Origin of the sequence: Thermoflexus hugenholtzii, from assembly GCF_018771565.1 — a bacterium.
GTDB classification, from domain to species: Bacteria; Chloroflexota; Anaerolineae; order Thermoflexales; family Thermoflexaceae; genus Thermoflexus; species Thermoflexus hugenholtzii_A.
Genome location: NZ_CP076326.1, coordinates 1,730,391 through 1,753,729, shown reverse-complemented (window position 1 = coordinate 1,753,729; position 23,339 = coordinate 1,730,391). Strand labels below are relative to the sequence as shown.

Annotated in this window: 20 protein-coding genes; 8 read left to right on the top strand and 12 right to left on the bottom strand. The window is 67.7% G+C overall.

Going from position 1 to position 23,339, the window contains the following annotated elements; genetic code table 11:
• Nucleotides 1-140 precede the first annotated feature (140 nt).
• The 9 genes from KNN16_RS08025 to KNN16_RS07985 form a co-directional block, all read right to left on the bottom strand.
• The gene (locus KNN16_RS08025) at nucleotides 141-1,049 is read right to left on the bottom strand and encodes a xanthine dehydrogenase family protein subunit M (RefSeq protein WP_303896245.1); all 909 of its coding nucleotides are present in this window, start codon (nucleotides 1,047-1,049) and stop codon (nucleotides 141-143) included.
• Nucleotides 1,046-1,522 (bottom strand): PaaI family thioesterase, encoded by a 477-nt coding sequence (locus KNN16_RS08020; protein ID WP_299287222.1) that lies wholly within the window; start codon nucleotides 1,520-1,522, stop codon nucleotides 1,046-1,048. The genes KNN16_RS08025 and KNN16_RS08020 overlap by 4 nt, the downstream gene beginning before the upstream one ends.
• 9 nt (nucleotides 1,523-1,531) lie before the next feature.
• On the bottom strand, nucleotides 1,532-2,527 hold the full coding sequence (locus KNN16_RS08015) for an LLM class flavin-dependent oxidoreductase (RefSeq protein ID WP_299287219.1): 996 nt from the start codon (nucleotides 2,525-2,527) through the stop codon (nucleotides 1,532-1,534).
• 263 nt (nucleotides 2,528-2,790) lie between these two features.
• Nucleotides 2,791-4,692, bottom strand: a complete 1,902-nt coding sequence (locus KNN16_RS08010; RefSeq protein ID WP_303896241.1) for a hypothetical protein — start codon at nucleotides 4,690-4,692, stop codon at nucleotides 2,791-2,793.
• A gap of 3 nt (nucleotides 4,693-4,695) precedes the next feature.
• On the bottom strand, nucleotides 4,696-6,270 hold the full coding sequence (locus KNN16_RS08005) for a hypothetical protein (protein ID WP_303896239.1): 1,575 nt from the start codon (nucleotides 6,268-6,270) through the stop codon (nucleotides 4,696-4,698).
• Between the two features lie 89 nt (nucleotides 6,271-6,359).
• Nucleotides 6,360-6,794, bottom strand: coding sequence for a hypothetical protein (locus KNN16_RS08000; RefSeq protein ID WP_303896237.1), 435 nt, complete (start codon nucleotides 6,792-6,794; stop codon nucleotides 6,360-6,362).
• Between the two features lie 370 nt (nucleotides 6,795-7,164).
• Nucleotides 7,165-8,055, bottom strand: a complete 891-nt coding sequence (locus tag KNN16_RS07995; RefSeq protein ID WP_299283891.1) for a M28 family peptidase — start codon at nucleotides 8,053-8,055, stop codon at nucleotides 7,165-7,167.
• A gap of 9 nt (nucleotides 8,056-8,064) precedes the next feature.
• Nucleotides 8,065-9,276, bottom strand: a complete 1,212-nt coding sequence (locus tag KNN16_RS07990) for a 2,3-bisphosphoglycerate-independent phosphoglycerate mutase (RefSeq protein ID WP_299283889.1) — start codon at nucleotides 9,274-9,276, stop codon at nucleotides 8,065-8,067.
• Between the two features lie 51 nt (nucleotides 9,277-9,327).
• A complete protein-coding gene (locus tag KNN16_RS07985) occupies nucleotides 9,328-9,729 on the bottom strand; it encodes a hypothetical protein (protein ID WP_299283887.1) in 402 nt (133 codons plus the stop codon).
• Between the two features lie 112 nt (nucleotides 9,730-9,841).
• On the opposite strand from KNN16_RS07985, the gene KNN16_RS07980 reads away from it, so the two are divergent.
• From KNN16_RS07980 to KNN16_RS07950, 7 genes are all read left to right on the top strand, one after another.
• Nucleotides 9,842-12,046, top strand: a complete 2,205-nt coding sequence (locus KNN16_RS07980) for a hypothetical protein (protein WP_303896233.1) — start codon at nucleotides 9,842-9,844, stop codon at nucleotides 12,044-12,046.
• A gap of 17 nt (nucleotides 12,047-12,063) precedes the next feature.
• Nucleotides 12,064-12,612, top strand: coding sequence for a zinc ribbon domain-containing protein (locus tag KNN16_RS07975; RefSeq protein WP_303896231.1), 549 nt, complete (start codon nucleotides 12,064-12,066; stop codon nucleotides 12,610-12,612).
• 36 nt (nucleotides 12,613-12,648) lie between these two features.
• On the top strand, nucleotides 12,649-13,638 hold the full coding sequence (gene speB, locus KNN16_RS07970; RefSeq protein WP_303896229.1) for an agmatinase: 990 nt from the start codon (nucleotides 12,649-12,651) through the stop codon (nucleotides 13,636-13,638).
• Nucleotides 13,639-13,678: 40 nt separating this feature from the next.
• Complete coding sequence (locus tag KNN16_RS07965) at nucleotides 13,679-14,764, top strand: ABC transporter ATP-binding protein (protein WP_303896227.1); 1,086 nt, start codon at nucleotides 13,679-13,681, stop codon at nucleotides 14,762-14,764.
• A gap of 69 nt (nucleotides 14,765-14,833) precedes the next feature.
• A complete protein-coding gene (locus tag KNN16_RS07960) occupies nucleotides 14,834-15,991 on the top strand; it encodes an ABC transporter permease (RefSeq protein ID WP_303896225.1) in 1,158 nt (385 codons plus the stop codon).
• Nucleotides 15,988-17,196 (top strand): ABC transporter permease, encoded by a 1,209-nt coding sequence (locus KNN16_RS07955; protein ID WP_303896223.1) that lies wholly within the window; start codon nucleotides 15,988-15,990, stop codon nucleotides 17,194-17,196. The genes KNN16_RS07960 and KNN16_RS07955 overlap by 4 nt, the downstream gene beginning before the upstream one ends.
• A 9-nt stretch (nucleotides 17,197-17,205) precedes the next feature.
• Entirely contained in the window at nucleotides 17,206-17,982 is a 777-nt protein-coding gene (locus tag KNN16_RS07950; RefSeq protein WP_303896222.1) for an N-acetylmuramoyl-L-alanine amidase, read from the top strand.
• A gap of 65 nt (nucleotides 17,983-18,047) precedes the next feature.
• Here the strand turns inward: KNN16_RS07950 and secF are convergent, their stop codons facing one another.
• Both secF and secD read right to left on the bottom strand, forming a co-directional pair.
• Nucleotides 18,048-18,977 (bottom strand): protein translocase subunit SecF, encoded by a 930-nt coding sequence (secF, locus tag KNN16_RS07945; protein ID WP_299283869.1) that lies wholly within the window; start codon nucleotides 18,975-18,977, stop codon nucleotides 18,048-18,050.
• A 62-nt stretch (nucleotides 18,978-19,039) separates the two neighbouring features.
• Entirely contained in the window at nucleotides 19,040-20,458 is a 1,419-nt protein-coding gene (secD, locus tag KNN16_RS07940) for a protein translocase subunit SecD (protein ID WP_303896221.1), read from the bottom strand.
• Between the two features lie 245 nt (nucleotides 20,459-20,703).
• Between secD and KNN16_RS07935 the strand changes: the two genes are divergently transcribed.
• A complete protein-coding gene (locus KNN16_RS07935; RefSeq protein ID WP_303896219.1) occupies nucleotides 20,704-21,183 on the top strand; it encodes a hypothetical protein in 480 nt (159 codons plus the stop codon).
• A gap of 433 nt (nucleotides 21,184-21,616) precedes the next feature.
• Here KNN16_RS07935 and KNN16_RS07930 read toward each other — a convergent pair whose 3' ends face one another.
• The gene (locus KNN16_RS07930) at nucleotides 21,617-23,197 is read right to left on the bottom strand and encodes a sigma-70 family RNA polymerase sigma factor (protein ID WP_303896218.1); all 1,581 of its coding nucleotides are present in this window, start codon (nucleotides 23,195-23,197) and stop codon (nucleotides 21,617-21,619) included.
• Nucleotides 23,198-23,339 lie beyond the last annotated feature (142 nt).

The following is a 23,339-nucleotide window of genomic DNA, read 5'->3' as shown; positions in this document are numbered from 1 at the left end:
CCCGACACCCTCTCTTCGATGACGCAATGGATGCCGAAATGAATTTCGGCCTACATAGGGGGCTTCAGCCCCGAACTACCAGGGCGCTCGGTCGCGGCGGAACCGCTCCTGGGGAAGGCGGATCAAGGCGGATCTGTTTTTCACGAGGATGGGAGCTCCTGCCAACCCGCCTGAGCGGCGGCCTCGGTCAGGGCGCGGCGGAGCAGCACCGCCACCATCTCCCGCCGATATTCGGGAGAGCCCCGGAAGTCCCCGGGCGGGTTCACCCGGGCCCGGGCTTTCTCTGCGGCCGTGGCGAAGCGCTCCGGATCCGGCGGCCGCCCCTCCAGGACCTGCTCGGCCTCGATCAGGCGCACCGGCCGCGGCGCGGCTCCTCCGGCGGCGATCCGCACCCCATAGCAGGCGCCATCCACCCCCCGGAACAACCGGACAGCGACCCCTACGATGGGGGCATCGGCAGGCGTGCGGGCGACCTTGTGGAAAGCAGTGCCCATAGGGGCAGCGGAAAGGGGGATCCGGACCTCCGCGACGATCATCCCCTCGCGCCGGAGGGCCTCCCGGTAGTCATAAAAGGCCTCCAGGCGCAGCGCCCGCGGGGCCTCCGGCTCCGTGAACACCACCAGCTCGGCGTCCAGGGCCAGCAACACCGTTGCCAGAGGTTGCTCCGGGGAGGCGCCGACCACCGCCCCGCCGACGGTGCGCTGGTTCCGTAACGGGAGGGGCGCGGTCTCCCGGGCGGCGAGGGCGAGGATGCCCCCGCCGAGGGATGCCGTCTCAGGCGTCTCCACCAGCGCTTGCAGCGGGGTGGTCGCCCCGATGCGCAGCCACATCCCTTCCTGTCGAACGAAGGACAGGCCCAGATCCTGGAGATCCACCACGGCCTCCACCTCCCGGGATCCCTCCGCCAGGACCTGGGTGCCCCCGCCGATGGGCACCGTGCGGATGCCGGGGCGTCGCAGCAACGCCAGGGCCTCCGCCAGGGTCTTCGGGCGATGGTATTCCCGCAGGTTCAGCCGCATCGTCCGCGCCTCCTTCGCCAGGGTCCTCATCCCGTCTCCTCCGGATACACGCGCCAGAAGGGCCGTTCGGCCTCGAAGGTCGCCTGGATTTCCGCCGGAACCTGAACCAGGATCGCCTCGGCCTCCGCGCACAGGGTGCCATCTTGCCGACGCAGCGACGCCTGCGCCCGGGCGACGCGGGATCCGATGCGGAGGGGGCGGGCGGTGAGGACCAGAGGCTGCCCCGTGGGGGCCGGACGATGGTAGCGCACCCGGAGCTGGGCGGTCACCATGAAGCGCATGGGATCCCCGATCATCAACGCCCGACCGGCCGCCTCGTCCAGCAGGGCGGCCACGATGCCACCGTGGGCCACACCCGGATAGCCCTGATAGACCTCGGGGATCACCACCTCCGCCCGCACCCCCTCGGCCCCTTCCTCGTAGAAGCGCACCTTCAGGCCGACCGGGTTCTGCATCCCGCAGACGAAACACATCCGGGAGTTCGGCTGGAGAGATGCGCGCATCGGCGCCCCTTACGCCTGGGCGAAGATGTCGATCATCAGCTTCACATCCCCCAGCGGGTAGAGGACCGGGCAGGTGCACCCGGCGGCGCGATATTCGTCCACCTTGCGGCGGACCTCCTCAGGCGACCCGCTGGCGGTGATCAGCTGGACGATATCGTCGGGGACCAGCTCCATGGCCCGCTCGATCTGCTCGGGGGTGGCCGGCCATGTGAGGACGCGCCCGATCTCGTCCAGCAGCTCCTGGGGCACCCCGCTGGCCTTCATGATGTGAGGCTGCTGGCCCAGATACTGGGTCACCAGCTTGCGGGCGCTGTCCAGCGCTTTCTTGCGGTCGTGGTCGACGGAGCACACCACCAGCTGCGGGCGGTCGATGTCCTCGATGCGGCGGCCGGCCCGCTTCGCCCCGATCTCCAGGTGATGGAGGGCCAGTTCGTTGTATTTCGGGGAGACCAGATAGTTGAGCAACACGCCGTCGGCGATCTCACCGGCCAGCTCCATCATCTGCATGCCGGTGGCCCCGATGTAGATGGGGACGTTGCGAGGCTCCCGGCGTCCATACACCACATCCAGCTCCACGTCGGTCAGATGGACGAACTCGCCGTGGAAGGTCACCCGCTTCATGGCCAGGAGGTCGCGCACCACGGTGACCACCTCGCGCATGGCCTTAAGGGGCTTCTCCCGCTTGATGCCGACCTTGGAGGCCAGGGGATCCCACCAGGCGCCGATGCCGAGGATGATGCGGTTGGGGGCGAGGTCATCCAGGGTGAGGAAGGTGGCGGCGATCAGGGCCGGGTTGCGGGTCCAGTTGTTGATCACGCCGGAGGCCACTTTGATCCGTTCGGTGACGGCGGCGTAGGCGGCCATGGGGACGATGGCGTCGCGGACCAGCCGGGATTCGGCCTGCCAGACGGCCTCGAAGCCGCGCTGTTCGGCGTATTGCACGTAGCGCATGGCCTCCCGCAGATCGTGGGCGTCCTGAAGGTAAAGGGCGACGCGCTCCGGCATGGGCGCCTCCGTGCGAGGTGTTTTCCCCCATTTTAACCGGAAGGCCGGGCGTTTGCCGGGATGGGCCATCGCTCCCCATATGGGTTTCAGGGTTCGAACGGAGGGAGGGGAGGGCAGAGAGATGGATCGCGCTCCGGGTCGGCAAGGCCGGGCGCGATGGGTGGCGCATGGGCCGATTCACCCCCGGCCGGGCGAGGCCATGGATGGCACCACTCAAGCGAAGAATTTCCCTAAGGCATCCATAGTCGAAGAGAAGCCGGGCCTCAGGGTGTGAGGGGGAATTCGACCGCGACCTGGCGTGGGAAGAAGGAGAAGGCATCCACGGGGTGGGCGGTGGGGGCGGGGGGTGCGTAGGACCAGATTCCCACCTCCCCTTCTGCGAAGGTGTCATCCTGGGCCTGGAGCACGGGCTGCCCGCCCACGGTCACCGTCATGGTGGTTCCCACGGCCTCCACCCCCAGGGTGAGCCAGGCGCCGGGGGTGAAGCCGGGCAGGGCCGTCTGGCCCAGGAGGGTCCAATCGCTCACCCGCCACAGCTGGACGGCGCCCTCGGGGCTGACCTCGGCCAGGTAGCCGCGGGTGGGCCGGCCCTCTTCCCCGTAGCCGCCGAGGCGGATGCCCAGGCCCAGGATGCCGGTGGATCCTTCCAGGCGGAGGCGGGCTGCTGCCCGACCGTCCCGGAAACGCCAGCCATTGAAGGTGAGGAGGTGTTCTCCGCTGGCGGTCTGGGGGAGGAGGGCGCCGTTCTGGCGGCCCCAGTCGCCCATCCGCTCCGTCCAGGCGGATCCGACGAAGGTTCCGGCTTCTCCCTCAAAATCATCGGTCTGGCAGAAGGCGAACATGTTCTCCGGGTCTTCGCAGGACCATTGGAGGGCTTCCCGGAGGAGGGGGTGGTTGCCCCAGCCGCCGCCGAAGTTGTCGATGGCGGCGTTGGCGAGCTCGAGGCCGATCCAGCCGCCGCGGCCGATGAAGAAGGGGGTGGTGGGAACGCGGCCGAGGCGCTGGTCGTTGTAGAAGACTTCGAGGGAGCCGTCGGCCCAGGCGCGGGCGCGGAGGCGATCGCCGGGTTGGGGGGAGAGGGGCCAAGCGGCGTGTTCGACCCATCCGGTTTGGGGGTGGAAGGATTGCACGTGCAGGCGGCCGGATTGGGGGTTCAGGTGGAGGGCGAGGGTGCCGGCGCCGGTCCAGTGGGGGCTTTGGGATTTGAGGAGGAGGTGGACGGAGGCGCCGGGGTCGAGGCGGGCGAGGGTGAGGCAGGCTTCCTGGTTGGCGGGGAGGGGGTCGGCGGTGCCGTGGGGGTTCCAGAAGGCCCAGCCGCCCTGGCGGGCGGTGAGGGTGCCGTGTTCGAGGGCCAGGTGGGTGGGGTGGGTGAGGCCGGACCAGTGGGGGCCGAGAGGGCCGTCGGGGCGGTTGAAGTCGTCGCGGGGGAGGCAGTCGAGGAAGCGGCGGGTGGCGAGGTCGAAGTAGAAGCGATCCTCCACCGGATGGCCAGGGTCGGTGTAGGGGTTGGGGGTGGTGATGGGCTGGAGGATGAGGATGGAGTTTTCCACATCGACGATGAAGACGGGCCCCACCGCCCGGGGGGTGGGGTAAGTGACCGCCTCCACGAGGGTCCCGCCATAGACGCTCTCAGGTTGGGAGGGGTCGTAGACGGTGACCACGAGGTGGAGCTGGCCCTGGGGGGAGGGGAGACGAGTGGTTGTAAGAGGATCCCGTTCCATTTCGGATCCGGCGAAGACGATGGTTTGGCGGCGGCCATCGGGGGAGACGGTGATCCATTCATTCTCGGGCCAGCCGCCGGCGAGCATGGCGATGGGGAGGCCGGTGAGGTTGAGGAAGCCCTTGCCCAGAGGGGTGCCGAAGACACGGAAAGAATAAGCGGGCGTGGGGCTGGGGCCGGGGGTGGGCCGCCAGACAGGGGTGGGGGAGGGATAGAGCCAGAATGGAATAGCGGTTTTGGTAGCAGCTAGGCGGGTGAGGGGGAAGACCTTGGTGGCGTCCGCTGGATGGAGGGTGGGTTCCTGGACGCTCTGGGCAGGGCCGGTGCGCCTGAGGTGAGGGGGCTGGGTCAGGAGCGCCCACAGTCCGATCCCCAGCATGAGGAGCAAGCCTCCCTGGAGGAGGGGAAGAAGCCATCGCCGTTTGGGGAAGGGAGAACGCGCCATCGCTCACCTCTCCCACGAGATGTCTGATGAAAAGCGAGGGTAGGCTTGCGATAGGATAGGATGAGATGACAGGATCCGATGCATCTGCAGGTAACCTTCCATGGGCTGGTTATCGATGCCCGCCCGCCTTTCCGTGGTTTGACATTGTTCATCCCTTGTCTCCTGACAGGCGGTCCTGGTGGTCAGCACACCGGTGAAGATCATCACGCGTTGATGGGTTTCCAGGCCGTAGCGGGCGACGTGGAACCATTGTTCTGCGTTCACTCCATTTGTGAGGTAAATTTCAGGGAACGGCTCCGCTGCCTCTGCGCCCCAGGAGATATACCAGAGATCCTCCAGGGTCCACCCATTGGAAGGCTGACAGGAAGGGCATCCCCGGAACGGGCAGCCATCGCAGGAGCCGAAGTTGAGCAGGTAGGAGCCGAGGTCGAGGAGGTCGGCGACCTCGGTATAGCCCTCCACCCACTCCCGGGTGGCCTGGGAAGAATTCCAGCCCGGCTCCGCATCGATGGCGCCCAGGACCCAGAAGCGCCCCAGCCAGTGGGGGTTATCCCAGACGTCCTGGTTAAGCCGGTTGATCATCTGCGCCCATGCTCGCCCGTGCGCCCGGGTCACGGCCTCGCTGGCATTGTTAACGCCCAAAGCCAGATAAAGCCGGGCGGTTCCATTACACTCCGCAAAGCCATCCAGAAAGCTTCGGGTCAGAGTGACGATGGTCGTAGTGGAAACAAAAGTGAAATCAACGAGGGTTGCTGCTCCATATTCTCCATTCTGCATCCGGGGATATCCGAAGTCCAGGATGACGGTGCCCCAGCCCCACGGGGGGAGGGATTCTCCTCGGGCGCAGCCCCAGGCCCGGAAGGTTTCGAGGGAGAGCTGATCTTTTCGCGCCACATAGCGGGAGAGGGTGGTGAGGGGATCGATCCACTGAAGGCGAACGGTGCCCCAGGAGGGATAGTTGTGATTGGCCGCGGGCAGGGTGGCGGTGTCCAGCACCACATTGAGGAAGTTGGGAGCCCAGGGCCTGGCCTCCAGGAACACTCGCTCGCTTCCCATCCGGGTTTCCAGGAAGCCGTCTCCGTAGGAGGTGCCGCCCCACAGGAAGCCCAGGCGCAGGGGGTCGTTGTCTCCCAGGGGATCGGAGAGTGGGAGGGCCCAGTAAGGGGCGTTGGAGAGGCTCACGGAGAACGAATCCCAATAACCGGTTCCACCGTTGTAAGGGGGGTTGGGGGTCCCCGGGGCGTTATAAGAATCCCAGGTGGCGAGGGTGAAGGTGAACGCCACCCGATAGCCCCAGGCGGGGGGCAGGGGGAGGGAGGCTCCGTGGATGCTGGTGTTCTGGCTGGCCCTTTCTGGAACCTGAGGGTGTCCCAGGTGCAGGATATTGGTTACGGCGGTCCCTCGCCAGAGGGGGGCGCCTGAGAAGGCGATTTCGGGCGGCTCCGGGCATGCGCTACAGGTTTGCCAGGTGAGGGGGGGTTCTGAGGTCTGGGCCTGGGCCAGGGCCTGGGTCAGGGCCAGGCTGCCCAGCGCGCCGAGCAGGAGCCATCGGAGCACCCCGCGTTTCCGGTTGTTCATATATTGTTTCCTCCGGATAGCGGGTTTGAGGAGGGGCTTTCTGAGTCCAATCATAGAGAGTTTGGGGGGCTGTGTCCAGCTCGGAGTGTTCATGTTTTTGACATGCGGGTGTTTCGATTTTTGACAACGGGCGGGTCTCCGGCGGCGCGGAGGAGGCGCCAGGCCTGGAGGGGAGGGGCCAGACGGGGGGCACCGGGAGGGCCCACCCAGATCCCGAGGACGAAGCCCCAGGAGCGTAAATCCATCAGGCTTGGTGCCCCCAGCCGCGCTGCGAGGCGGTGGAGATAACGGCTCACGCCAGCAAGGGAGAGACCCCAGCGGGCCGCCAGGGCCTTGAGGGGAAGCCCGGCGGCCAGATCCCGCCAGCGCCGCCAGTCCCGGGCGGAGAGGCGACGCAGCCGCCGGCCCCAGGCGCGGTCGAAAGCGATCGCTTGATCCACCAGGTCTGAGGACCAAGCCGCTTGGCCGCGGGCCAGATGGGAAAGGGTCTCCGCCCATTCTTCCGGGGTTCGGGTGAGATCCAAGATGCCGTTCAGGCTGATCTCCCAAGCGATCCAAATGGACAGAGGGGCGCATCGGCTCTCCAACAGGGCTATGGGCCGATATGGGTTTCGTTCTCGCAAGAAGGTGGCAAGGAGCCACCCGGAGGGGAAGATCCCCTCGCCGGCCAGCAGCAGGGGAAAGGCGTCGGAGCAGGCGTCCAGCTCCTCCACGGTGCAGAGCGGACGCAGGGTGGGAAAGAGAGTCCGGAGCGCTGCGCGGAGTAGCGAGGGTGCCCACAGGCCGATCCCATCTATCTGTTGAGCCCTCCTAATTCTTTGGACGGCCTAAGATTATCGTTCGCTTTCCCGAGGGTCAAGTTTTCAAGGCTCCCGGAAAGCAGGCGCGGAGGTTTCAGGGGGCCTCAAGCTCATCCGGTTCGCGTTCGACGAACCGCTCGATCACGCGGCCGACCGCTTCCAGGGTGGCCGGGGAGATCCGATCCAGGGTGTCCGCGGTGGTGTGCCAGGCCGGGTAGTCGAAGTCGATGATGTCCACGGCGGGGATGCCTCGCTGCAGGAAGGGGAGATGATCATCGATCAGCGCCCAGCGGGGCTCGGGGATGAACCAGGACCTATAGCCCAGCTCGGCCGCGATCCGCCACAGCTGCTCCCGCAGGGCGGGATCCGAGTGCTGTTCGTAGTAGAACTGGGGATCGGCATCCCCGACCATGTCCACCAGGATCATCGCCGTGGGGGTCACCGCCAGGGTGGCGGCGAAGTGGGTGGAGCCGAGGATCCAGGGCCGGCCCTCCAGGCCTCCCTGATCCTCGGCGTCGAAGAAGACCAGCCACACCTCCTGGCGCAGACGGGGACGGTCCAGGACCCGGGCCAGCTCCAGGAGCACGGCCACCCCGCTGGCCCCATCGTTGGCCCCCGGCACCGGATCATCGGGACGCTCGGGATCCCGATCCGCCCGGCGTCGGGTGTCGTAGTGGGCCCCGATCACGAGGACCGGCCCTCGACCGGCCCGGGCGATCAGGTTGCGGCCGGGGAGCCCCGCGGCGGCGAAAGGCTGAACCTCGAAGGCCCAGCCCTCGCGGGTTACGTGTTCCTCAATGTAACGCTGCACCGCTTCCCATCCCGGGCTTCCGGGATAGCGGGGACCCAGGGCCAGCTGGGCCTGCACGTGGCGGAAGGCCTCCCGGCCGTCGAAAGTCCGCCCCCCGGCCGGGGCGGAAGGACGGCAGGCCCCGATCAGAAGCAGGATCAGCAGCCCGAGCCGGGGCGATGATCCCCGAAGCATCTTCTTCCCTCACGCGCCCAGGCGGCTCAGGCGTCCGGCGTGGGCGAGGATCAGCGGCATCAGATCCGTGGCCATGAAGATCCCCAGCCCGCCGGTCCGGCACGCGCGCTCTCCGAAGCCGGGGGCTCCATCCGGCCGCGCCGTCCGCGGCGCCCACAGCAGCACCGGCACCGGATGCCAGGTGTGGGTGCGCAGGGCCGCCGGGGTGGAGTGATCCCCTGTGATCACCAGGACATCCGGGCCGCGCTCCAGCAGGATGGGAAGCGCGGCGTCCACCGCTTCGATGACCCGGACCTTGGCGGCGAAATCGCCGTCTTCCCCCCGGCTGTCCGTGGGCTTGATGTGGATGAAGAAGAAGTCGAAGTGCTCCCAGTGGGCCGCCGCTTCTTGAAAGAGCGCCTCGGGGCTCTCCCCGTGAACCTCCAGGACCTCCATCCCCACCAGACGGGCGACCCCGCGATACATCGGATAGGCGGCGATGGCGGCGGCCCGGAGCTTATACACCTCCGAAAAGGGAGGAAGATGCGGGGGACGGTCGAACCCCCGGAGGGTGACCATGTTGGCCGGGTGGGCGTCGGCCAGCAGCGCCCGCGCCTGCTCGATCCACCGGTTGACCAGGGCGGCGGTGCGCTCCGCCTCGGGCTGGAGGGGGCGGACCGGAAGGGGCGGCACACCGGTTTTGCCGGGGTCCGTCTCCGTGAGGGCCGGGGAGAGCCCTTCCCCACGCAGGACCAGGACGAAGCGGTGCTCCTTGACCGGCTCGATGCGCACCTCCACGCCCTCCAGCCGGATGGTCCGCAGCCGCTCTACGAGGCGGGCGTTCACCTCGGTGGGGATCCGGCCGGCCCGCCGGTCGACGATGCGGCCCTCCGCATCGACGGTGACGAAGTTGCCCCGCGCGGCGATGTCGTGAGGTTCCAGGGGGAAGCCGATCCCGAGGGCCTCCAGCACGCCCCGGCCCACGGGGTAGCGCAGCGGATCGTAGCCGAAGAGGGCGAGATGGGCGTAGCCGCTCCCCGGGGCCAGCCCCGGCCGCACCGGGATGTGCAGCCCCAGCGTCCCTTCCGCGGCGAGGCGGTCCATGTTCGGCGTGCGGGCGGCCTCCAGCTCCGTAGGCCCGCCCGGTTCCACCGGCATCCCGCCCAACCCATCCATCACCAGCAGGACGATCTTCGTCGTCCCCTCGGTCGCCAGCTCCGCGATGAGAGAGAGATCCGCCATGGGAACTTCCTCCGTGCTTCAGGGTAACGATTCCGGGAATAGGGGCACCGCTCATTCCTCTTGCAGCGCCTGGATCCGCTCTCGCAGCCTGCGGGCCAGCGGGAGCACCGCTTCCGGCGGCGCTTCAGCGGCCGTCAGCGCCTGGAGCTGTTCGAAATCCGCTCGCCCCTGTTGCACCTCCGCCGGGCGGGTGAGGGACAGGTGCCCGGCCGCCTGATCGAAAGCGGAGCGGGCCCGTTGCAGCGCTCCCCGAGCCTCGCCGGGGGCGGTCGGATACGTCTGCAGGAACAGGTCCAGCTGGTGGGTCGCCTCCCGCAGCGACCGACGGGCCAGCGCAGCGGTCTCCGCCTCCGCCCGTGGCCGCAGCGCCCAGGCCAGCCCGCCGATCAGACCGAGACCGGCGGCCGCCAGGGCCAGGGCCAGCGGCCATCGCGTCCGTTGCCATGGCATCATGGAACCTCCGGGGTCCTCAGGATCTCCGAGCCTTCATCTTAGCGGGACCGTGAGCGGGTGTCCAGCACCGTCCCGAGGTCGGGGATGACGTCGATCCCGAGCGGAGAGGGCGATGCGGCCGATCCATCTGCTCCTGCTTTCCTTTGCCCTCATCGGGGGGCTCTTTCAGCTTGCGACGCCGCTGTTTGAGACGCCCGATGAGCTGTGGCATGTGGGGATGGCGGCCCACCTGGCGCGAGGCGGGGGATTGCCGGTGCAGCGGCCCGGCGAGGAGACGCCCTGGCGACAGGAGGGCAGCCAGCCGCCGCTCTATTACGCGATGCTGGCGGCTTTCTCCCGCCTTCTCCGCTGGCCCCTGGAGGACCTGGAGGCCGTGCGCATAGAGAACCGGCATCCGTCCCCGGGGAACGCGGAACTGCCGGACAACAAGAACATGGCCCTGCACGGCTCCTGGGAGCGGTTCCCCTGGCGGGGGGCGGTGGGCACCCTGCATCGGTGGCGCTTTCTCTCCTTGCTCCTTGGGCTGATCACCGTGGAAGCGATCTACGCCGCGGTCCGGACGGTGGCTCCCGGCCGCCCGGGCTGGGCCCTGGGGGCGGCTGCGCTGACCGCATGGAATCCGATGTTCCCCTTTGTGATGAGCGCGGTCAACAACGACACGCTGATCAACGCCATGTCCGCCCTCGCCCTGTGGGCGCTGGCCCGCCTGTGGCGATACGGGATGACGTGGCCTCGCGCGATCCTCCTCGGGCTCCTGCTGGGGTTGGCCGCCCTGAGCAAACTCAGCGGCCTGGCCCTCTGGCTCTTCACCGCCGGCGTGCTCTTCGCCCTCGTCCGGGAAAGGCGCCTCCGTGCCCGTTCGCTGCTCTTCCACGGAATCCTGATCTATGCGATCGCCGGTCTCCTCTCCGGGTGGTGGTTCCTGCGGAACTGGATGCTGTATGGGGATCCCACCGGGCTGAACGCGATGCTGGAGATCTTCGGGCGCCGTTCGGTCACGCCGGCGCAGCTGCTCGCCGAGGCCCGGGGCCTCGTCTGGTCCTTCTGGGCGGTCTGGGGCTGGTTCAACATCCTGGCGGACCCGCCGGTGTATCTCTTCCTGGAAACCTGGCTGCTGCTGTCCGGGATCGGAGCGGCCTTCGCCATACACCAGGCATGGCAGAGGCTGGATCCGGAGGCCCGGGCCCTCTGGGCGGGCGCCCTGGGCTATACCGGCCTGATCTTCGCCGGGCTGGTGCGATGGACCTCCATGACCTCCGCCTCCCAGGGTCGGTTGATGTTCCCGGCCATCGGCCCTATCTCCTGGATGCTCTGGGTCGGCTGGGAGTCCATCGTGGAGCGCGGGATTCCCTGGGGGCGGACCGTCGGGCGATGGGCCCCGGCGGTGATCTGGATGGCGGTGGCCTGGATCGCGCCGATCCGCTACATCGCGCCGACCTATGCGGGCCCCACACCGATCCGCGAGCTCCCTCCGCAGGCCCGACGGGTGGAGGCCGTCTTCGGCGATCGCTTGCGCCTGCTGGGCTACCTCCCCGGCGCAGCAACGCCCGGCCGCGCGCTCCGCTTGACGTTGTTCTGGGAATGCCTGGAGTCCACCGCCCGGCCGTGGAGCGTCTTCCTGCATCCGGTTCGAACCCCTCTGGTTCAGGATGTCCGGCAGGTGGATCGCCATCCCGGCCGCGGCCTGTTCTCCACCACCGATTGCCGCCCCGGCTTCCGCTTCGCCGATCCATACTGGGTGCCCATCGGAACCGGCAACACCCCGCCGGCGGTGATCCGCCTGCATGTGGGGCTCTATGAGGCGGACACCGGCTGGATCGCCCCGGCGCGGGACGGCCGGGGACGGCCTGTCGAGCATGTGATCCTGGAGGCGGGGAAGCTGCAGGGGACCTCCGTGTTGTCCCCCGCGGCGCCCCTGAATGTGCGGGTCGGGCCCGCCCGCCTGATCGGCGTGGACCGGCCGGCGGAGGTCCGACGCGGGGAGGTGGTGACGGTGACCCTCTACTGGCAGGTCGAGGCGGTCCCTTCAACGGAATGGCGGGTCTTCCTCCATTTGGGGGATCCCGATCAGCCGCCCCGGGCTCAGCACGATGGCCCTCCGGCCCGGGGGGAGCTGCCCTCCACGTGGTGGGAGCCCGGCGATCGCTTCGCCGACCCGCATCCCCTCCCGATCCCAATGGATCTGCCGCCGGGTCTCTACGGCCTGCGCGCCGGCCTTTATCAGCCGGGCGGCGAGCGCGCGGAGGTCATCATGCCGGACGGCGAACGCCCGCCCCATCGGGCGGTGGAGCTGGGGGAGATTCGGGTCCTCCCCTAAGCCCGCAGGAGCGTGGTGTGGGAGATCGGGGATTCGGCTATAATTTGGGGCAACCGGACATCCTGGGAGAGGATCCGAAGCCTATGGATCTCACCGATCTGATCCTGTTGCCCATCGCCTTCCTGGGCGCGACCGTCGCCGCCTTCTGGCTGAGCATGGTGATCTGGACCTTCCGGGACATCCGGTCGCGCACCCGGGATCTGCCGACCCAGTTTCTGGCCACCCTGCTGGTGGCGGTGCTGAACGTCCCGGGCCTGTTGATTTACCTGATCCTGCGCCCTCGGGAGACGCTGGCGGAGGCCTATGAGCGGGCCCTGGAGGAGGAGCTGATCCTCCAGACCCTGGAGGAGATCGAACAGTGCCCGGCGTGCGGCCGCCGGGTGAAGGCTGAGTTCATCGTTTGCCCCTACTGCCACACTCGTCTGAAGCAGCGCTGCCCGCGGTGCCAGCGGCCGCTCCGCCTGGAGTGGACGCTCTGTCCCTACTGTGGGGTCAGCGTGAGCGGGGCCGCGCCCTCCCCGGCTCTCGCCGCCCCCGCCCGAGGAGGCTCCGCCGGCCCGGAGTGAACCGGATCGTCGATCGTTTCCGGAGGAGAAGAGGGGATGGGGCGATATCAGCCACCGGACGCGCTGGCTTTCCCGCGGTTTGCGGGGATCCGCACCTTCATGCGCCTGCCCCACGTTCAGAACCCTGAGGGGGTGGATGTGGCCATCCTGGGGCTCCCGTTCGACACCGGGGCGACGTTCCGGGTGGGCGCTCGCTTCGGCCCGGAGGCCATCCGCAGCGCCTCGGTCCTCCTGCGTCCCTATCATCCGTTTCTCCGGGTGAACCTCTTCGAACACCTCTCCGTGGTCGACGCCGGGGACGCTCCGGTGGCCCCCGGCTTCATTGAGGATTCCCTGCGGCGCATCGCGGAGTTCCTGACGCCGTGGGCCGCCGCCGGCGTGATCCTCATCGGGCTGGGCGGGGATCACTCGGTTCTTCTGGGGGAGCTGCGGGCAGTGGCCGCGGCTTACGGGCCGGTGGCCCTGGTTCAGCTCGACAGCCATCCCGATACCTGGGACGCTTATTTCGGGCATCGGTATACCCACGGCACGGTGGTGCGACGGGCCATCGAAGAGGGGCTGATCCTCCCCCAGCGGTCCATCCAGGTGGGACTGCGCGGGCCGATCTACAGCCCGGAGGACTGGGAGGCGGCCCGGGCCCTGGGCCTGGAGATCGTGACCGCCGGGGAGGCGCGCGCTTTGGGCCTGGAGGGCACCGCCCGCCGCATCCTCCAGCGGGTAGGAGATCATCCCGCGTTCCTTTCCGTGGACATCGATTTCTTCGATCCGGCTTATGCGCCGGGCACCGGCACGCCGGAGGTGGGCGGCTTCGCTTCGTGGGAGGGTTTGACCCTCCTGCGGGGTCTCATCGGCCTGCCGCTGGTGGGGATGGACGTGGTGGAGGTGCTGCCGGCCTATGATCCGGCAGGGATCACAGCCCTCCTGGCGGCCAACGTCGTCTACGAAGGCCTGGCGTTGCTGGCCGCCCGCCGGCGGGATGGCCTTCCCGCCGTCGCGTTGCTCGGCGCCCGGCCGGAGGGCATGTGAGGCCGGGATCGGATCCATCTTGGAAGGAGGGGCTTCCGGGATGGTTTACGCAGTAGAGCTGCGGGAGGTGAGCAAGCGCTTTGGAGAGGTGGAGGCCGTCCATCAGGTCTCCCTGCAGATCCGGGAAGGGGAGTTCTTCTCGCTGCTCGGCCCTTCAGGGTGCGGGAAAACCACCACCCTGCGCATGATCGCCGGCTTCGAGCGGCCGGATGCCGGCGAGATCCTGATCCGCGGCCAGCGTATGAATGAGGTTCCTCCGTTCCACCGCCCGGTGAACACCGTCTTCCAGCACTACGCCCTCTTCCCCCATATGACGGTCTTCGAGAACGTCGCCTTCGGCCTGGAGATGAAACGTCTCCCCCGGGAGGAGATCCGTCGTCGGGTGGCGGAGGCCCTGCGTCTGGTGCGCCTGACCGGGCTGGAGAACCGCTATCCTCGCCAGCTTTCCGGCGGCCAGCAGCAGCGGGTGGCCCTGGCCCGCGCCCTGGTCAACCGCCCGGCGGTCCTGCTCCTCGACGAGCCCCTGGGCGCCCTGGACCTCAAGCTGCGCAAGGAAATGCAGCTGGAATTGAAGAACCTCCAGCACCAGGTCGGCATCACGTTCATCTATGTCACCCATGATCAGGAAGAGGCCATGACCATGTCCGACCGCATCGCCGTGATGAATCAGGGGCGGGTGCTCCAGGTGGGCACGCCGGTGGAGATCTACGAGCGCCCCGCCACCCGCTTCGTGGCCGATTTCATCGGGGAGACCAATTTCCTGGAGGGTCGGCTGGTCGCCTTTGAGGAAGGATACGCCCGGGTGGAGGTGGAAGGATTCCCCCTCCTCGCCGCGCGGCCGGATGGGATCTCCCCGGGCCAGTCGGTCACGGTCGCCATCCGCCCCGAGCGGATCCATGTGAGCCTGGAGGAGCCCCTCGCGTTCCCCAATCGCTATCCCGGCCGGATCGAGGAGATGATTTACATCGGGACGGACACCCTCTTTCGGATCCGCTTGAACGAGCGCCTCGCCCTGCGGGCGCGCATGCAGAACCGGGAGGGCATCGCGCCCCTGGCCGGCTATGCGCCGGGGTCCGCGATCTGGGTCGCCTGGATCCCGGAGAGCGCCCGGGTGTTGCGGGAGTGAGGCGGGGGCGCCGGCAGGCGGAGCCATCGCGCGCCCGGACACCGTCGGACGAGGGCCGGAGGTCGTCGCATGGCAGGCGTGTTGCGTTTCGGAGGTCGAACAGGGACCGCGCTCGGCGTGTTCGGGGTCCTGGTGGGGAGCGGGGTGGCGCTCCTTCTCCTGGCCCAGAACACGGAGCCTCCTGGGCGGATGATCCTGGGCGGGCTGGGGCTGGTGGACGGGGTCCTGGCGGCCGTCTGGATCCTGGGTCTTCCGGGGGTCTCCTCCCTGATCCTCGCCCGCGCCGGGGCGGGGCTCGTCGGAGGGCTTGGGGCGATGTTCGCCCTGGGCCTGGAGCGAGGTCTGGTGATCGCTCTCCTTAGCATGGTCCTTCTCATCGCCGCGCTCCCCCGGGCCCGGCTTCCCATGCTCCTCATCCTCCCCGGGACCTTTTACCTGCTGGTCTTCTTCTCTTTCGCCGTCGGCATCATCGCCGTCATCAGCTTCATGAAACGGGGGCCTTATGGGGGGATCCGCTGGATTTTCACCCTGGAGAACTACCAGCGGGCCCTGGATCCCCTCTACATCCAGATCGTTCTGACCTCCCTCTGGATCGCTCTCGTCACCACGGTCCTCTGTCTGCTCATCGGCTATCCCGTCGCCTACGCCATGGCCCGGGCGCCGGCCCGCTGGCGCAACACCCTGCTGGTCCTGACGATGATCCCCTTCTGGACCAACTTCCTGGTGCGCACCCTGGCCCTGATGTTCGTGCTGCGCTCGGATGGTCCGATCAACGGTCTGCTGATGGCCATGGGCCTGATCCCGGAGCCTCTTCCTCTCCTGTTCACGCAAAACGCGGTGATCCTGGGCCTGGTATACGGGGAGCTGCCCTTTATGATCCTTCCCCTCTATGCCACCCTGGAGCGGTTCGATTTCTCCCTGGTGGAGGCGGCCCAGGACCTGGGGGCGAACGAATGGCATGCCTTCCGGCGGGTGATCTGGCCCCTCACCCTCCCGGGGGTCCTGGCCGGCTCCACTCTGGTCTTCATCCCCTCCGTGGGGGCCTTCATCACCCCGGATCTCCTGGGCGGGGCCAAAACGATCATGATCGGCAACGTCATTCAGTATCAGTTCCTCACGGTGCGCCACTGGCCCTTCGGGTCTGCCCTCTCTTTGATCTTGATGGCCATGGTCCTGGCGGCGACGATGATCTACCTGCGCGTCGGCGGAAGGGAGCGTGTGCTATGAGCGTCCCTGCGGTCACCCGGCCGGAGCGCGCGGCGGCGCGCGTGTGGCCGCCCCTGGTGCTGTATCTGGTGGAAGGGCTGGAGTGGACGGCCGTGGGCCTGGTGCTGCTGCATCTGGGGAGCGCCCTCGGGACCCTCATCCCCTGGCTGACCGGTCTGGGGGTGCTGGGCGACCTGCTCCGTCTGGCCCGGATGTGGACGGGCCCGGAGGGTCCCGGATGGGTTTCGCTGGCCAGCGGCTGGCTGGCCCTCTATGGCCTGCTGTTGCTGTGCGGCTACCTGTGGCGTCGCCCCGGCCGGATGGGGCGGATCCTGCGGCATCTGTTGACCTGGGGCTCTCTCACCCTGGTCTTCCTGTTCCTGGTCCTGCTGGATATCAACCGCGAGCATGTGCTGCGCCGCTTCCTGCGGGTGGAGCCCTGGCCGGTCCCTGTCTTCCGTTTCGCCGCTGAATGGCGGGCAGGGATGATCGGGCTGACCTTCTTGTTTCTGTATGTGCCGATCTTCATCCTTGTCCTCTTTTCCTTCAACGCCTCGCCGATCTCCACGGTCTGGCAGGGTTTTTCCACGGTCTGGTATCAGCGGGTGCTCCAGGATGAGCTGGTGCGAGGGGCGGCCGGGCGCAGCCTCCTCATCGCCTTCCTTGCCACGTTGATCTCCACCATCCTGGGCACGATGCTGGCCCTGGGGCTGGATCGCCATCGCTTCTTCGGAAAGGCCTTCCTCGAGGGCCTGCTCTATCTTCCCATCATCATCCCCGAGATCGTGATGGGGGTGGGACTGCTGCTCTTCTTCGTCCTGACCCGCACGCCTCTCGGTCTCTGGACCATCCTCATCGCCCACGTGGCCTTCTGCATCCCCTTCGTGTATGTGATCGTCCGCGCCCGGCTGGCCACTTATGATCGCACGCTGGAGGAGGCGGCTCAGGATCTGGGGGCGAACGAGTGGGAGACTTTCCGCCGGATCACCCTGCCTCTGCTGATGCCGGGGATCCTGGGCGGGGCGCTGATGGCCTTCACCCTCTCCATCGATGATTTCGTCATCACTTTCTTCGTCACCGGGCCCGGTTCGACCACTCTGCCGGTGTTGCTCTATTCCAAGGTGCGGCTCGGGATCACCCCGGAGCTCAACGCGGTCTCCTCTCTGCTCTTCGGCGCCTCCTTGACTTTTGTGGTGCTCTCCCTGATCGCTCAGCGTCGCTCGTGACGGCGGAAAATGAAAACACGGGAGATCCGCTCGGCTCCGAAAGGCCCCCATCGGCGCGCCCGACCGCCGATGGCCCTTCCTCGCCCGGAGCGCTCCGCTGGGCGGTCGAGGAGGGCCCTGCCCGGCCTCGGATGGATCGCCCTGCTGATCCTGGGCGCTCTCCTAAGCGGCCTGGGGATCGTCCGGGGCCTGCGGATCGTCCCCTTCGGCCCCGAACCCTACCTGGCGCCCCAGCCCGCCTCCTCCGCCCGAACCCCCCGGGTGGGTCTGGTGGCCGGACATCTGGGGCATGACAGCGGGGCGGTCTGCGCCGACGGGCTCACCGAGGTCGAGGTCAACACTGCCATTGCCCGGGAGGTGGCCCGCCGCCTGGAGGACCTGGGGTATTCGGTGGACATCCTGGAGGAGTTCGACGAGCGGCTGAACGGCTATCGGGCGGCGGCCTTGCTCTCCATCCACGCGGACTCCTGCGAATACATCAACGATGAGGCGACCGGCTTCAAGGTGGCCCGGGCCCAGGCCGACGCCGTTCCGGAGCAGAGCGATCGCCTGGTGGCTTGCCTGATCTCCGCCTACGGGCAGCGCACCGGGCTGCGCTTCCACGCAAACAGCATCACCTACGACATGACCGATTACCATGCCTTCCGGGAGATCGATCCCCGCACCCCCGCGGCCATCATCGAGACCGGGTTTCTCTACCTCGATCGGAGGATCCTCACCGAGGGGCGGGAGCGGGTGGTGGAGGGCATCGTGGAGGGTCTGCGTTGCTTTCTGGAAGGCCGGTAGGAGGGGGATCCGCCGGGGAGGCCATCTGGGGAAGGCCCCCCCGGCGTTTCCAAAGCGCATCGTTCTTACGGGACCGGCTGCTCCGCCGGCCGGCGGAACCACGTCCGCCACTCCCGTTTCTCCCAGACCACCAGGATAGGGGCCGCGTTGAAGATCGAGGAGTAGGTCCCGCTGATCATCCCGATCAGCAAGGTGGCGATGAACTGCCGGATCGTCGTCCCCCCGAAGAGGAGCAGGGCGACCAGGGTGAAGATCAGCGTCAGCTGGGTGTTGATCGAGCGGTCCAGGGTCTGCAGGATGCTGTGGTTCACGATCCGCTCATAGGGCTCGCCGCGGTAGCGGAGCAGGTTCTCCCGGATTCGGTCGAAGACCACGATGGAGTCGTGCACGGAGAAGCCGATGATGGTGAGCACGGCGGTGAGGAAGAGGGCGTCCACCTCCCACCCGAAGACTTTCCCGAAGATCGAGGCGGTGCCCACCACCACCGCCACATCGTGCAGCAGGGCCAGGACCGCGGCCACGCCGTAGCGGAAGGCGTGGGGGACCTGGCGGAAGGCGAAGGTGAGGTAGAGCATGATGGCCAGGGAGGCCATGGCCACCGCCACCAGGGCGCCTCGCGTGACCTCCGCCCCCACCGTGGGGCCCACGGATTCGAAGCGTTCCAGGACGACGTCGCCGTAGCGGGCGCGCAGGGCTTCCATCACCCGGGCCTGGGTCGCCGCATCCATCTCCCGGGTGCGGATGATCAGCGTCCCCTGCAGGGAGGGCTGGGCCCGGATGTCGGCCGTGGGGAAGCCGGTCGCCTGCCCCACGATCCGGATCACCTCCTCGCTGGAGGGCGCCGCCCCCGCGGGGAGACGGAGCTCCAGCATCGAGCCGCCGGTGTAATCGATGGCCAGGGGCAATCCGTAGAGGGCCAGGGAGATCAGGCCCGGCACGATGACCAGCAGGGAGAGGGCGAAATACCAGTATCGCTTGCCGATGATGTCGATCATCCCTTCGCCTCGCTGTCAGAAAAGTTCATTTTGGGCGTAACCTTGGTGTCTGTGCGAACGTTTCAGATCCCAAACCACCCCTGATGGACCCGTGCGCTGATCCGATCCAGCAGCGCATGCAGGAAAGTTCGGGTCACCCAGATGCCGGTGAACAGGCTGGCGGCCACCCCGATGGCCAGGGTCAGGGCGAACCCCCGCACCATGCTGGCCCCGAAGTTCAACCCGAAGATATAGAGGATGGCGCAGGTGATCAGGGTGGAGATGTTGGAATCCCGGATGGAGGGCCAGGCCCGCTCGAAGCCGTAATCGATCGCCATGGACAGATCCCGCCCGGCGCGGAGCTCCTCCTTCAGTCGCTCGAAGATCAGGATGTTGGCGTCCACCGCCATCCCGATGGAGAGCACAAACCCGGCGATCCCGGGCAGGGTCAGGGTCACCGGGAGCAGCTTGAAGATGGCGAAAACCAGGGCGGTGTAGAGGCTGAGGGCCAGCACCGCCAGCACCCCGGGGACGCGGTAGTAGAGGATCATGAACAGGGCGACGGTGGAGAACCCGATGATGCCGGCGATCAGGCTGCGACGGATGGACTCCTGCCCCAGCGTCGGGCCGATGTTGCGGGTATCCACGATCTTGAGCGGCACCGGAAGAGCCCCGTAGCGCAGGGTCACCGCCAGAGCCTCCGCGTCTGCCAGCGTGCTCCTGGAGCCCATCCGGATCACCCCCTGGCCCTGGGTGATCGGCTCCTGGATCACCGGGCAGGAGATGACTTTCTTGTCCAGCACGATGCAAAGGTAGCGCCCCACGTTCCGGGAGGTGTATTCGGCGAAGAGCCGGGTGCCCTCCGCGTCCAGGGTGAAGGCCACCTCCGGCTGCCGGAACTGATCCAGCTGGGGCCGGGCGCTGCGCAGGTTCCGGCCGGTCATGATCGTCCGGTAAATCGGCTCCGTCGGGCTGAGGGGCGCCGTTCCGGTCACCTCCGCTGTTCCGGTCAGGGAAGGGGTGGGGGCAAGGGACGGCGTGGCGGTAACCGGCGCGGTCCCGGTGATCGGAAGGTCCAGGCTGGTGCGGATGGTGGTGCCCTCCGGGATCGGGGTTGCGCCGGCGTCCACGAACTCCAGCAAGCCGGTCTGCTTGATCGTGTTCACGGCTTGCTCCAGGTTCGTCACCCCGGGCAGCTCCACCACGATCCGACGCGTCCCCGCGATCTGGACGACGGGCTCGGAGACGCCCAGGGCGTTCACCCGGTTCTCGATGATCCGGCGCGTGTCCTCCAGGTTGCCCCGGTCCACGGGCTGGTTCGGCGGGACGTCCGCCTCCAGGAGGATCTGGATGCCTCCCTGGAGGTCCAGGCCGAGCACGGTGCGGATCTCCCGCTGCAGCCCCAGGAAACCGATCTCAATCCGGGTTTCCGTGAAGTCCACCCAAAGGGCGAGGACGGCCAGCAGGCCGATCAACGCCAGCCAGAGATTCCGGTTGCGCATCGGGAAATTCACCCTCGGATCAGGTTGACCTTGTTCAGGCGACAGGAGGATGCGGCGGGTTTTCGCCCTTTCCTCCCGGCTCTCCCGGTGATCGGGCTTGGGGAGCGGTTCGATTATATGAATCCAGAGGAGGGAAAGCAAGCACCCACACCGTCCGAGGTTGCTCCTTCCTTCGATGGGATGTTCACACGGCGTTCACAGAGGACGGGTAGATGAGGGGAGGATCCTTCATCGAGGAGGCGCGAATGCTGGGACAGGGTTTGACGTCCTCTTCGTGGAAATGGTGGGCGGTGATCGGCGGCCTCGTGGCGCTTCCCATGTGTCTCTGGGCGTTCTGTATGGTCAGCGGCCTGGGCGTCGCGCTGCTGGGGACCGTCGGCTTGATGGCGGGAGAGGTCCGGCCGGCCCGGGAGGTCGCGGAGCAGTTCCTCTCCGCCTTGCGGGATGAACGGTGGGAGGACGCCTACGCCCGTTGCGCTCCGTCCTTTCAGGGGCAGCTGGGCGGGCCGGAGGAGCTGGCCCGGCGGCATGGGGGCGATCGCCTGCCGGTCGAGTGGTCTTTCTCCCGCTGGAGCGTGGAAGTGAAGAATGGGGTCCGACAGGCCCATCTGGAAGGAACTCTCACGACGGCGAGCGGGGAGAAATACGCCTTCTCCATCGAGTTGCGCACGCGCGCGGTCGGGTCCGGCGAGGCGTGGGAGATCCACGCGTTCACGATGGACTAAAGAGGGACGTCGAGGGCTTAAGGGGCCTGAGGGGATGGGGACAGGCTCCCTGCCCCGGCAGCTCGGCCGGAAGGTATGTCCCAAAATCGTAGGACAACTGCGAGTCGTTGTCCTACAAAGCGGCCGGGCCTGACAAAATTAGGACATATACGCTGCCCGAAGTTGCTCCTTCCTTTTCAAGAGGGCGGGTAGGTCCGGGGAGGATCCTTCATCAAGGAGCAGGAGTGTGGAAGGCATGGCGAATTGACCCATATGGGCTGGCGGGGTGTTGCGGAGTGCGGCGATCCCAGGCTTTGTGTTGTGGGTGGACGAACTGTGGCAAAGGGAGCGGCTCATCCCCATCCGGGAAGCCCTTGCCCGAATCAAAGCTCAGAAGGGACGGCCTTTGGGATGAGCGGATGCGGGCCGCCGGATTGGGGGCGGCCCGGATGTGTCAGGCCAGGTAATCCTTCAGCTTGCGGCTGAACTGGGGATGGCGGAGCCGGCGCAGGGCCTTGCTCTCGATCTGGCGGATCCGCTCCCGGGTCAGCCCGAACATCTGCCCGACCTCGTCCAGGGTCCGCCACTGGCCGTCCTTCAGGCCGAAGCGAACCTCCAGCACCTGCCGCTCCCGCTCGGGCAGGGTGTCCAGGATCTCCCGCAGCTGCTCCCGCAGCATCTTCAGGTGGGCCTCCTCCAGCGGGCTGAGGGTCCCGTGATCCTCGATGAAGTCCCCCAGCTCGCTGTCCTCCTCCTCGCCCACCGGCGTCTCCAACGACATGGGCTCAGCGGCCCAGCGCAGCGCCTGCTCCACCTTCCGGGTGGCCTCCCGGAGGCGGCGGGCCAGATAAGGGGGCAGGGGCTGGTTGGCGTTCCACGCGGCCTGGATCTCCAGCACCTCCTGCGGGGACAGCAGATCCAGCTCCAGGGCCAGCTCCTCCGGGGTGGGGTCCCGCCCCAGGGTCTGCTGGAGCTTCTGCTGAGCGCGCAGCACCCGGCTGAGGAACTCCGCCAGATGCACCGGGATCCGGATGGTACGAGCCTGATCGGCGATGGCCCGGGTGATGGCCTGACGGATCCACCAGGTGGCGTAGGTCGAGAATTTAAAGCCCCGCCCGGGATCGAATTTCTCCACCGCCCGCAACAGCCCCAGGTTCCCCTCCTGGATCAGGTCCAGGAAGGAGACGCCCCGGCCCAGGTATTTCTTGGCCACGCTGACCACCAGGCGCAGGTTGGCGCGGATCAGATAGGAGCGGGCCTCCGCCGCCTGATCCCGCACGTGCTGCCACCATCGGCTCAGCCGCTCCTCCGAAGGCAGATGGGCCCGGAGGGCCCGCTCCCCCGGCCACTGGACCGCGGGCGAGCGCCCGGAGCCGGGTCGGGCGGGATCCGAAGCCGCGTGCTCCGCGAGATACGAGAGCACTTCGGGAGGCAGCAGCAGCAGGTCGGCGTAGATCCGGACGAGCAGGCGCAGCAGCTCGGCCAGGCGGCGGCCGCCCCGCTGGCGCTCCAGGTAGGGCTCCAGGGAGGTGGCCCGCGCCTCCGGGATCGGGCGGCTGAGGTCGGCGATGAGGTCGGTCAGGCGCGGCATCGGGCGGTGAAGACGGGCCGCCGTCGCTTCCGCCTGGGCCCAGGTGGCCACCAGGTCCCGGTAAACCGCCAGGGCCAGATCGGCCTGGGAGGGCTTGCGGAGCGAACTGCGGAGGGCGTCGAGGACCCGGGGGGCCTGGAGGCGGATGGCCAGATCCAGCTCCTGGGTGGGCTCCAGCAGGGGAACCCGGCTGATCTCCCGCAGATACATCCGCACCGGGTCCTCGGCCAGCTCCGGACCCCACCATTCGCCCAGGGCCTCGATCTCCTCCTCGATGGGTTCGCTCTCGATCTCCTCCAGCTCCGTTTCCTCGGGCTCCTCCGGGAGTGGCTCCTCAGGGATCCCCTCTTCCTCTTCTTCCAGGATCCCCTCCTCTTCCTCCAGCCACTCCTCCTCGAGGCCCCGCGGCTCTTCGTTCTCCCACGATGGCTGAGTCATTCGCATCCGCTCCCTTCCCATAGCCTCAGACAAACGGGCGGTGGTCGCGACCCCTGCAGTCGAGCACCTTAGAAAGGTGCTACACGAATCATTCATGGAGTGCCTTAACAACAGGCCCTTCGAGGGCGAGCCCTGCGGGCCTGCATCG

Excerpts from the sequence above, each read along its gene's own strand:
- KNN16_RS08025 (WP_303896245.1), bottom strand. The coding sequence starts at position 1,049 with ATGAGGACCCTGGCGAAGGAGGCGCGGACGATGCGGCTGAACCTGCGG.
- KNN16_RS08020 (WP_299287222.1), bottom strand. The coding sequence starts at position 1,522 with ATGCGCGCATCTCTCCAGCCGAACTCCCGGATGTGTTTCGTCTGCGGG.
- KNN16_RS08015 (WP_299287219.1), bottom strand. The coding sequence starts at position 2,527 with ATGCCGGAGCGCGTCGCCCTTTACCTTCAGGACGCCCACGATCTGCGG.
- KNN16_RS08010 (WP_303896241.1), bottom strand. The coding sequence starts at position 4,692 with ATGGCGCGTTCTCCCTTCCCCAAACGGCGATGGCTTCTTCCCCTCCTC.
- KNN16_RS08005 (WP_303896239.1), bottom strand. The coding sequence starts at position 6,270 with ATGAACAACCGGAAACGCGGGGTGCTCCGATGGCTCCTGCTCGGCGCG.
- KNN16_RS07995 (WP_299283891.1), bottom strand. The coding sequence starts at position 8,055 with ATGCTTCGGGGATCATCGCCCCGGCTCGGGCTGCTGATCCTGCTTCTG.
- KNN16_RS07990 (WP_299283889.1), bottom strand. The coding sequence starts at position 9,276 with ATGGCGGATCTCTCTCTCATCGCGGAGCTGGCGACCGAGGGGACGACG.
- KNN16_RS07985 (WP_299283887.1), bottom strand. The coding sequence starts at position 9,729 with ATGATGCCATGGCAACGGACGCGATGGCCGCTGGCCCTGGCCCTGGCG.
- KNN16_RS07980 (WP_303896233.1), top strand. The coding sequence starts at position 9,842 with ATGCGGCCGATCCATCTGCTCCTGCTTTCCTTTGCCCTCATCGGGGGG.
- speB (WP_303896229.1), top strand. The coding sequence starts at position 12,649 with ATGGGGCGATATCAGCCACCGGACGCGCTGGCTTTCCCGCGGTTTGCG.
- KNN16_RS07965 (WP_303896227.1), top strand. The coding sequence starts at position 13,679 with ATGGTTTACGCAGTAGAGCTGCGGGAGGTGAGCAAGCGCTTTGGAGAG.
- KNN16_RS07960 (WP_303896225.1), top strand. The coding sequence starts at position 14,834 with ATGGCAGGCGTGTTGCGTTTCGGAGGTCGAACAGGGACCGCGCTCGGC.
- KNN16_RS07955 (WP_303896223.1), top strand. The coding sequence starts at position 15,988 with ATGAGCGTCCCTGCGGTCACCCGGCCGGAGCGCGCGGCGGCGCGCGTG.
- KNN16_RS07950 (WP_303896222.1), top strand. The coding sequence starts at position 17,206 with ATGAAAACACGGGAGATCCGCTCGGCTCCGAAAGGCCCCCATCGGCGC.
- secF (WP_299283869.1), bottom strand. The coding sequence starts at position 18,977 with ATGATCGACATCATCGGCAAGCGATACTGGTATTTCGCCCTCTCCCTG.
- secD (WP_303896221.1), bottom strand. The coding sequence starts at position 20,458 with ATGCGCAACCGGAATCTCTGGCTGGCGTTGATCGGCCTGCTGGCCGTC.
- KNN16_RS07935 (WP_303896219.1), top strand. The coding sequence starts at position 20,704 with ATGCTGGGACAGGGTTTGACGTCCTCTTCGTGGAAATGGTGGGCGGTG.
- KNN16_RS07930 (WP_303896218.1), bottom strand. The coding sequence starts at position 23,197 with ATGCGAATGACTCAGCCATCGTGGGAGAACGAAGAGCCGCGGGGCCTC.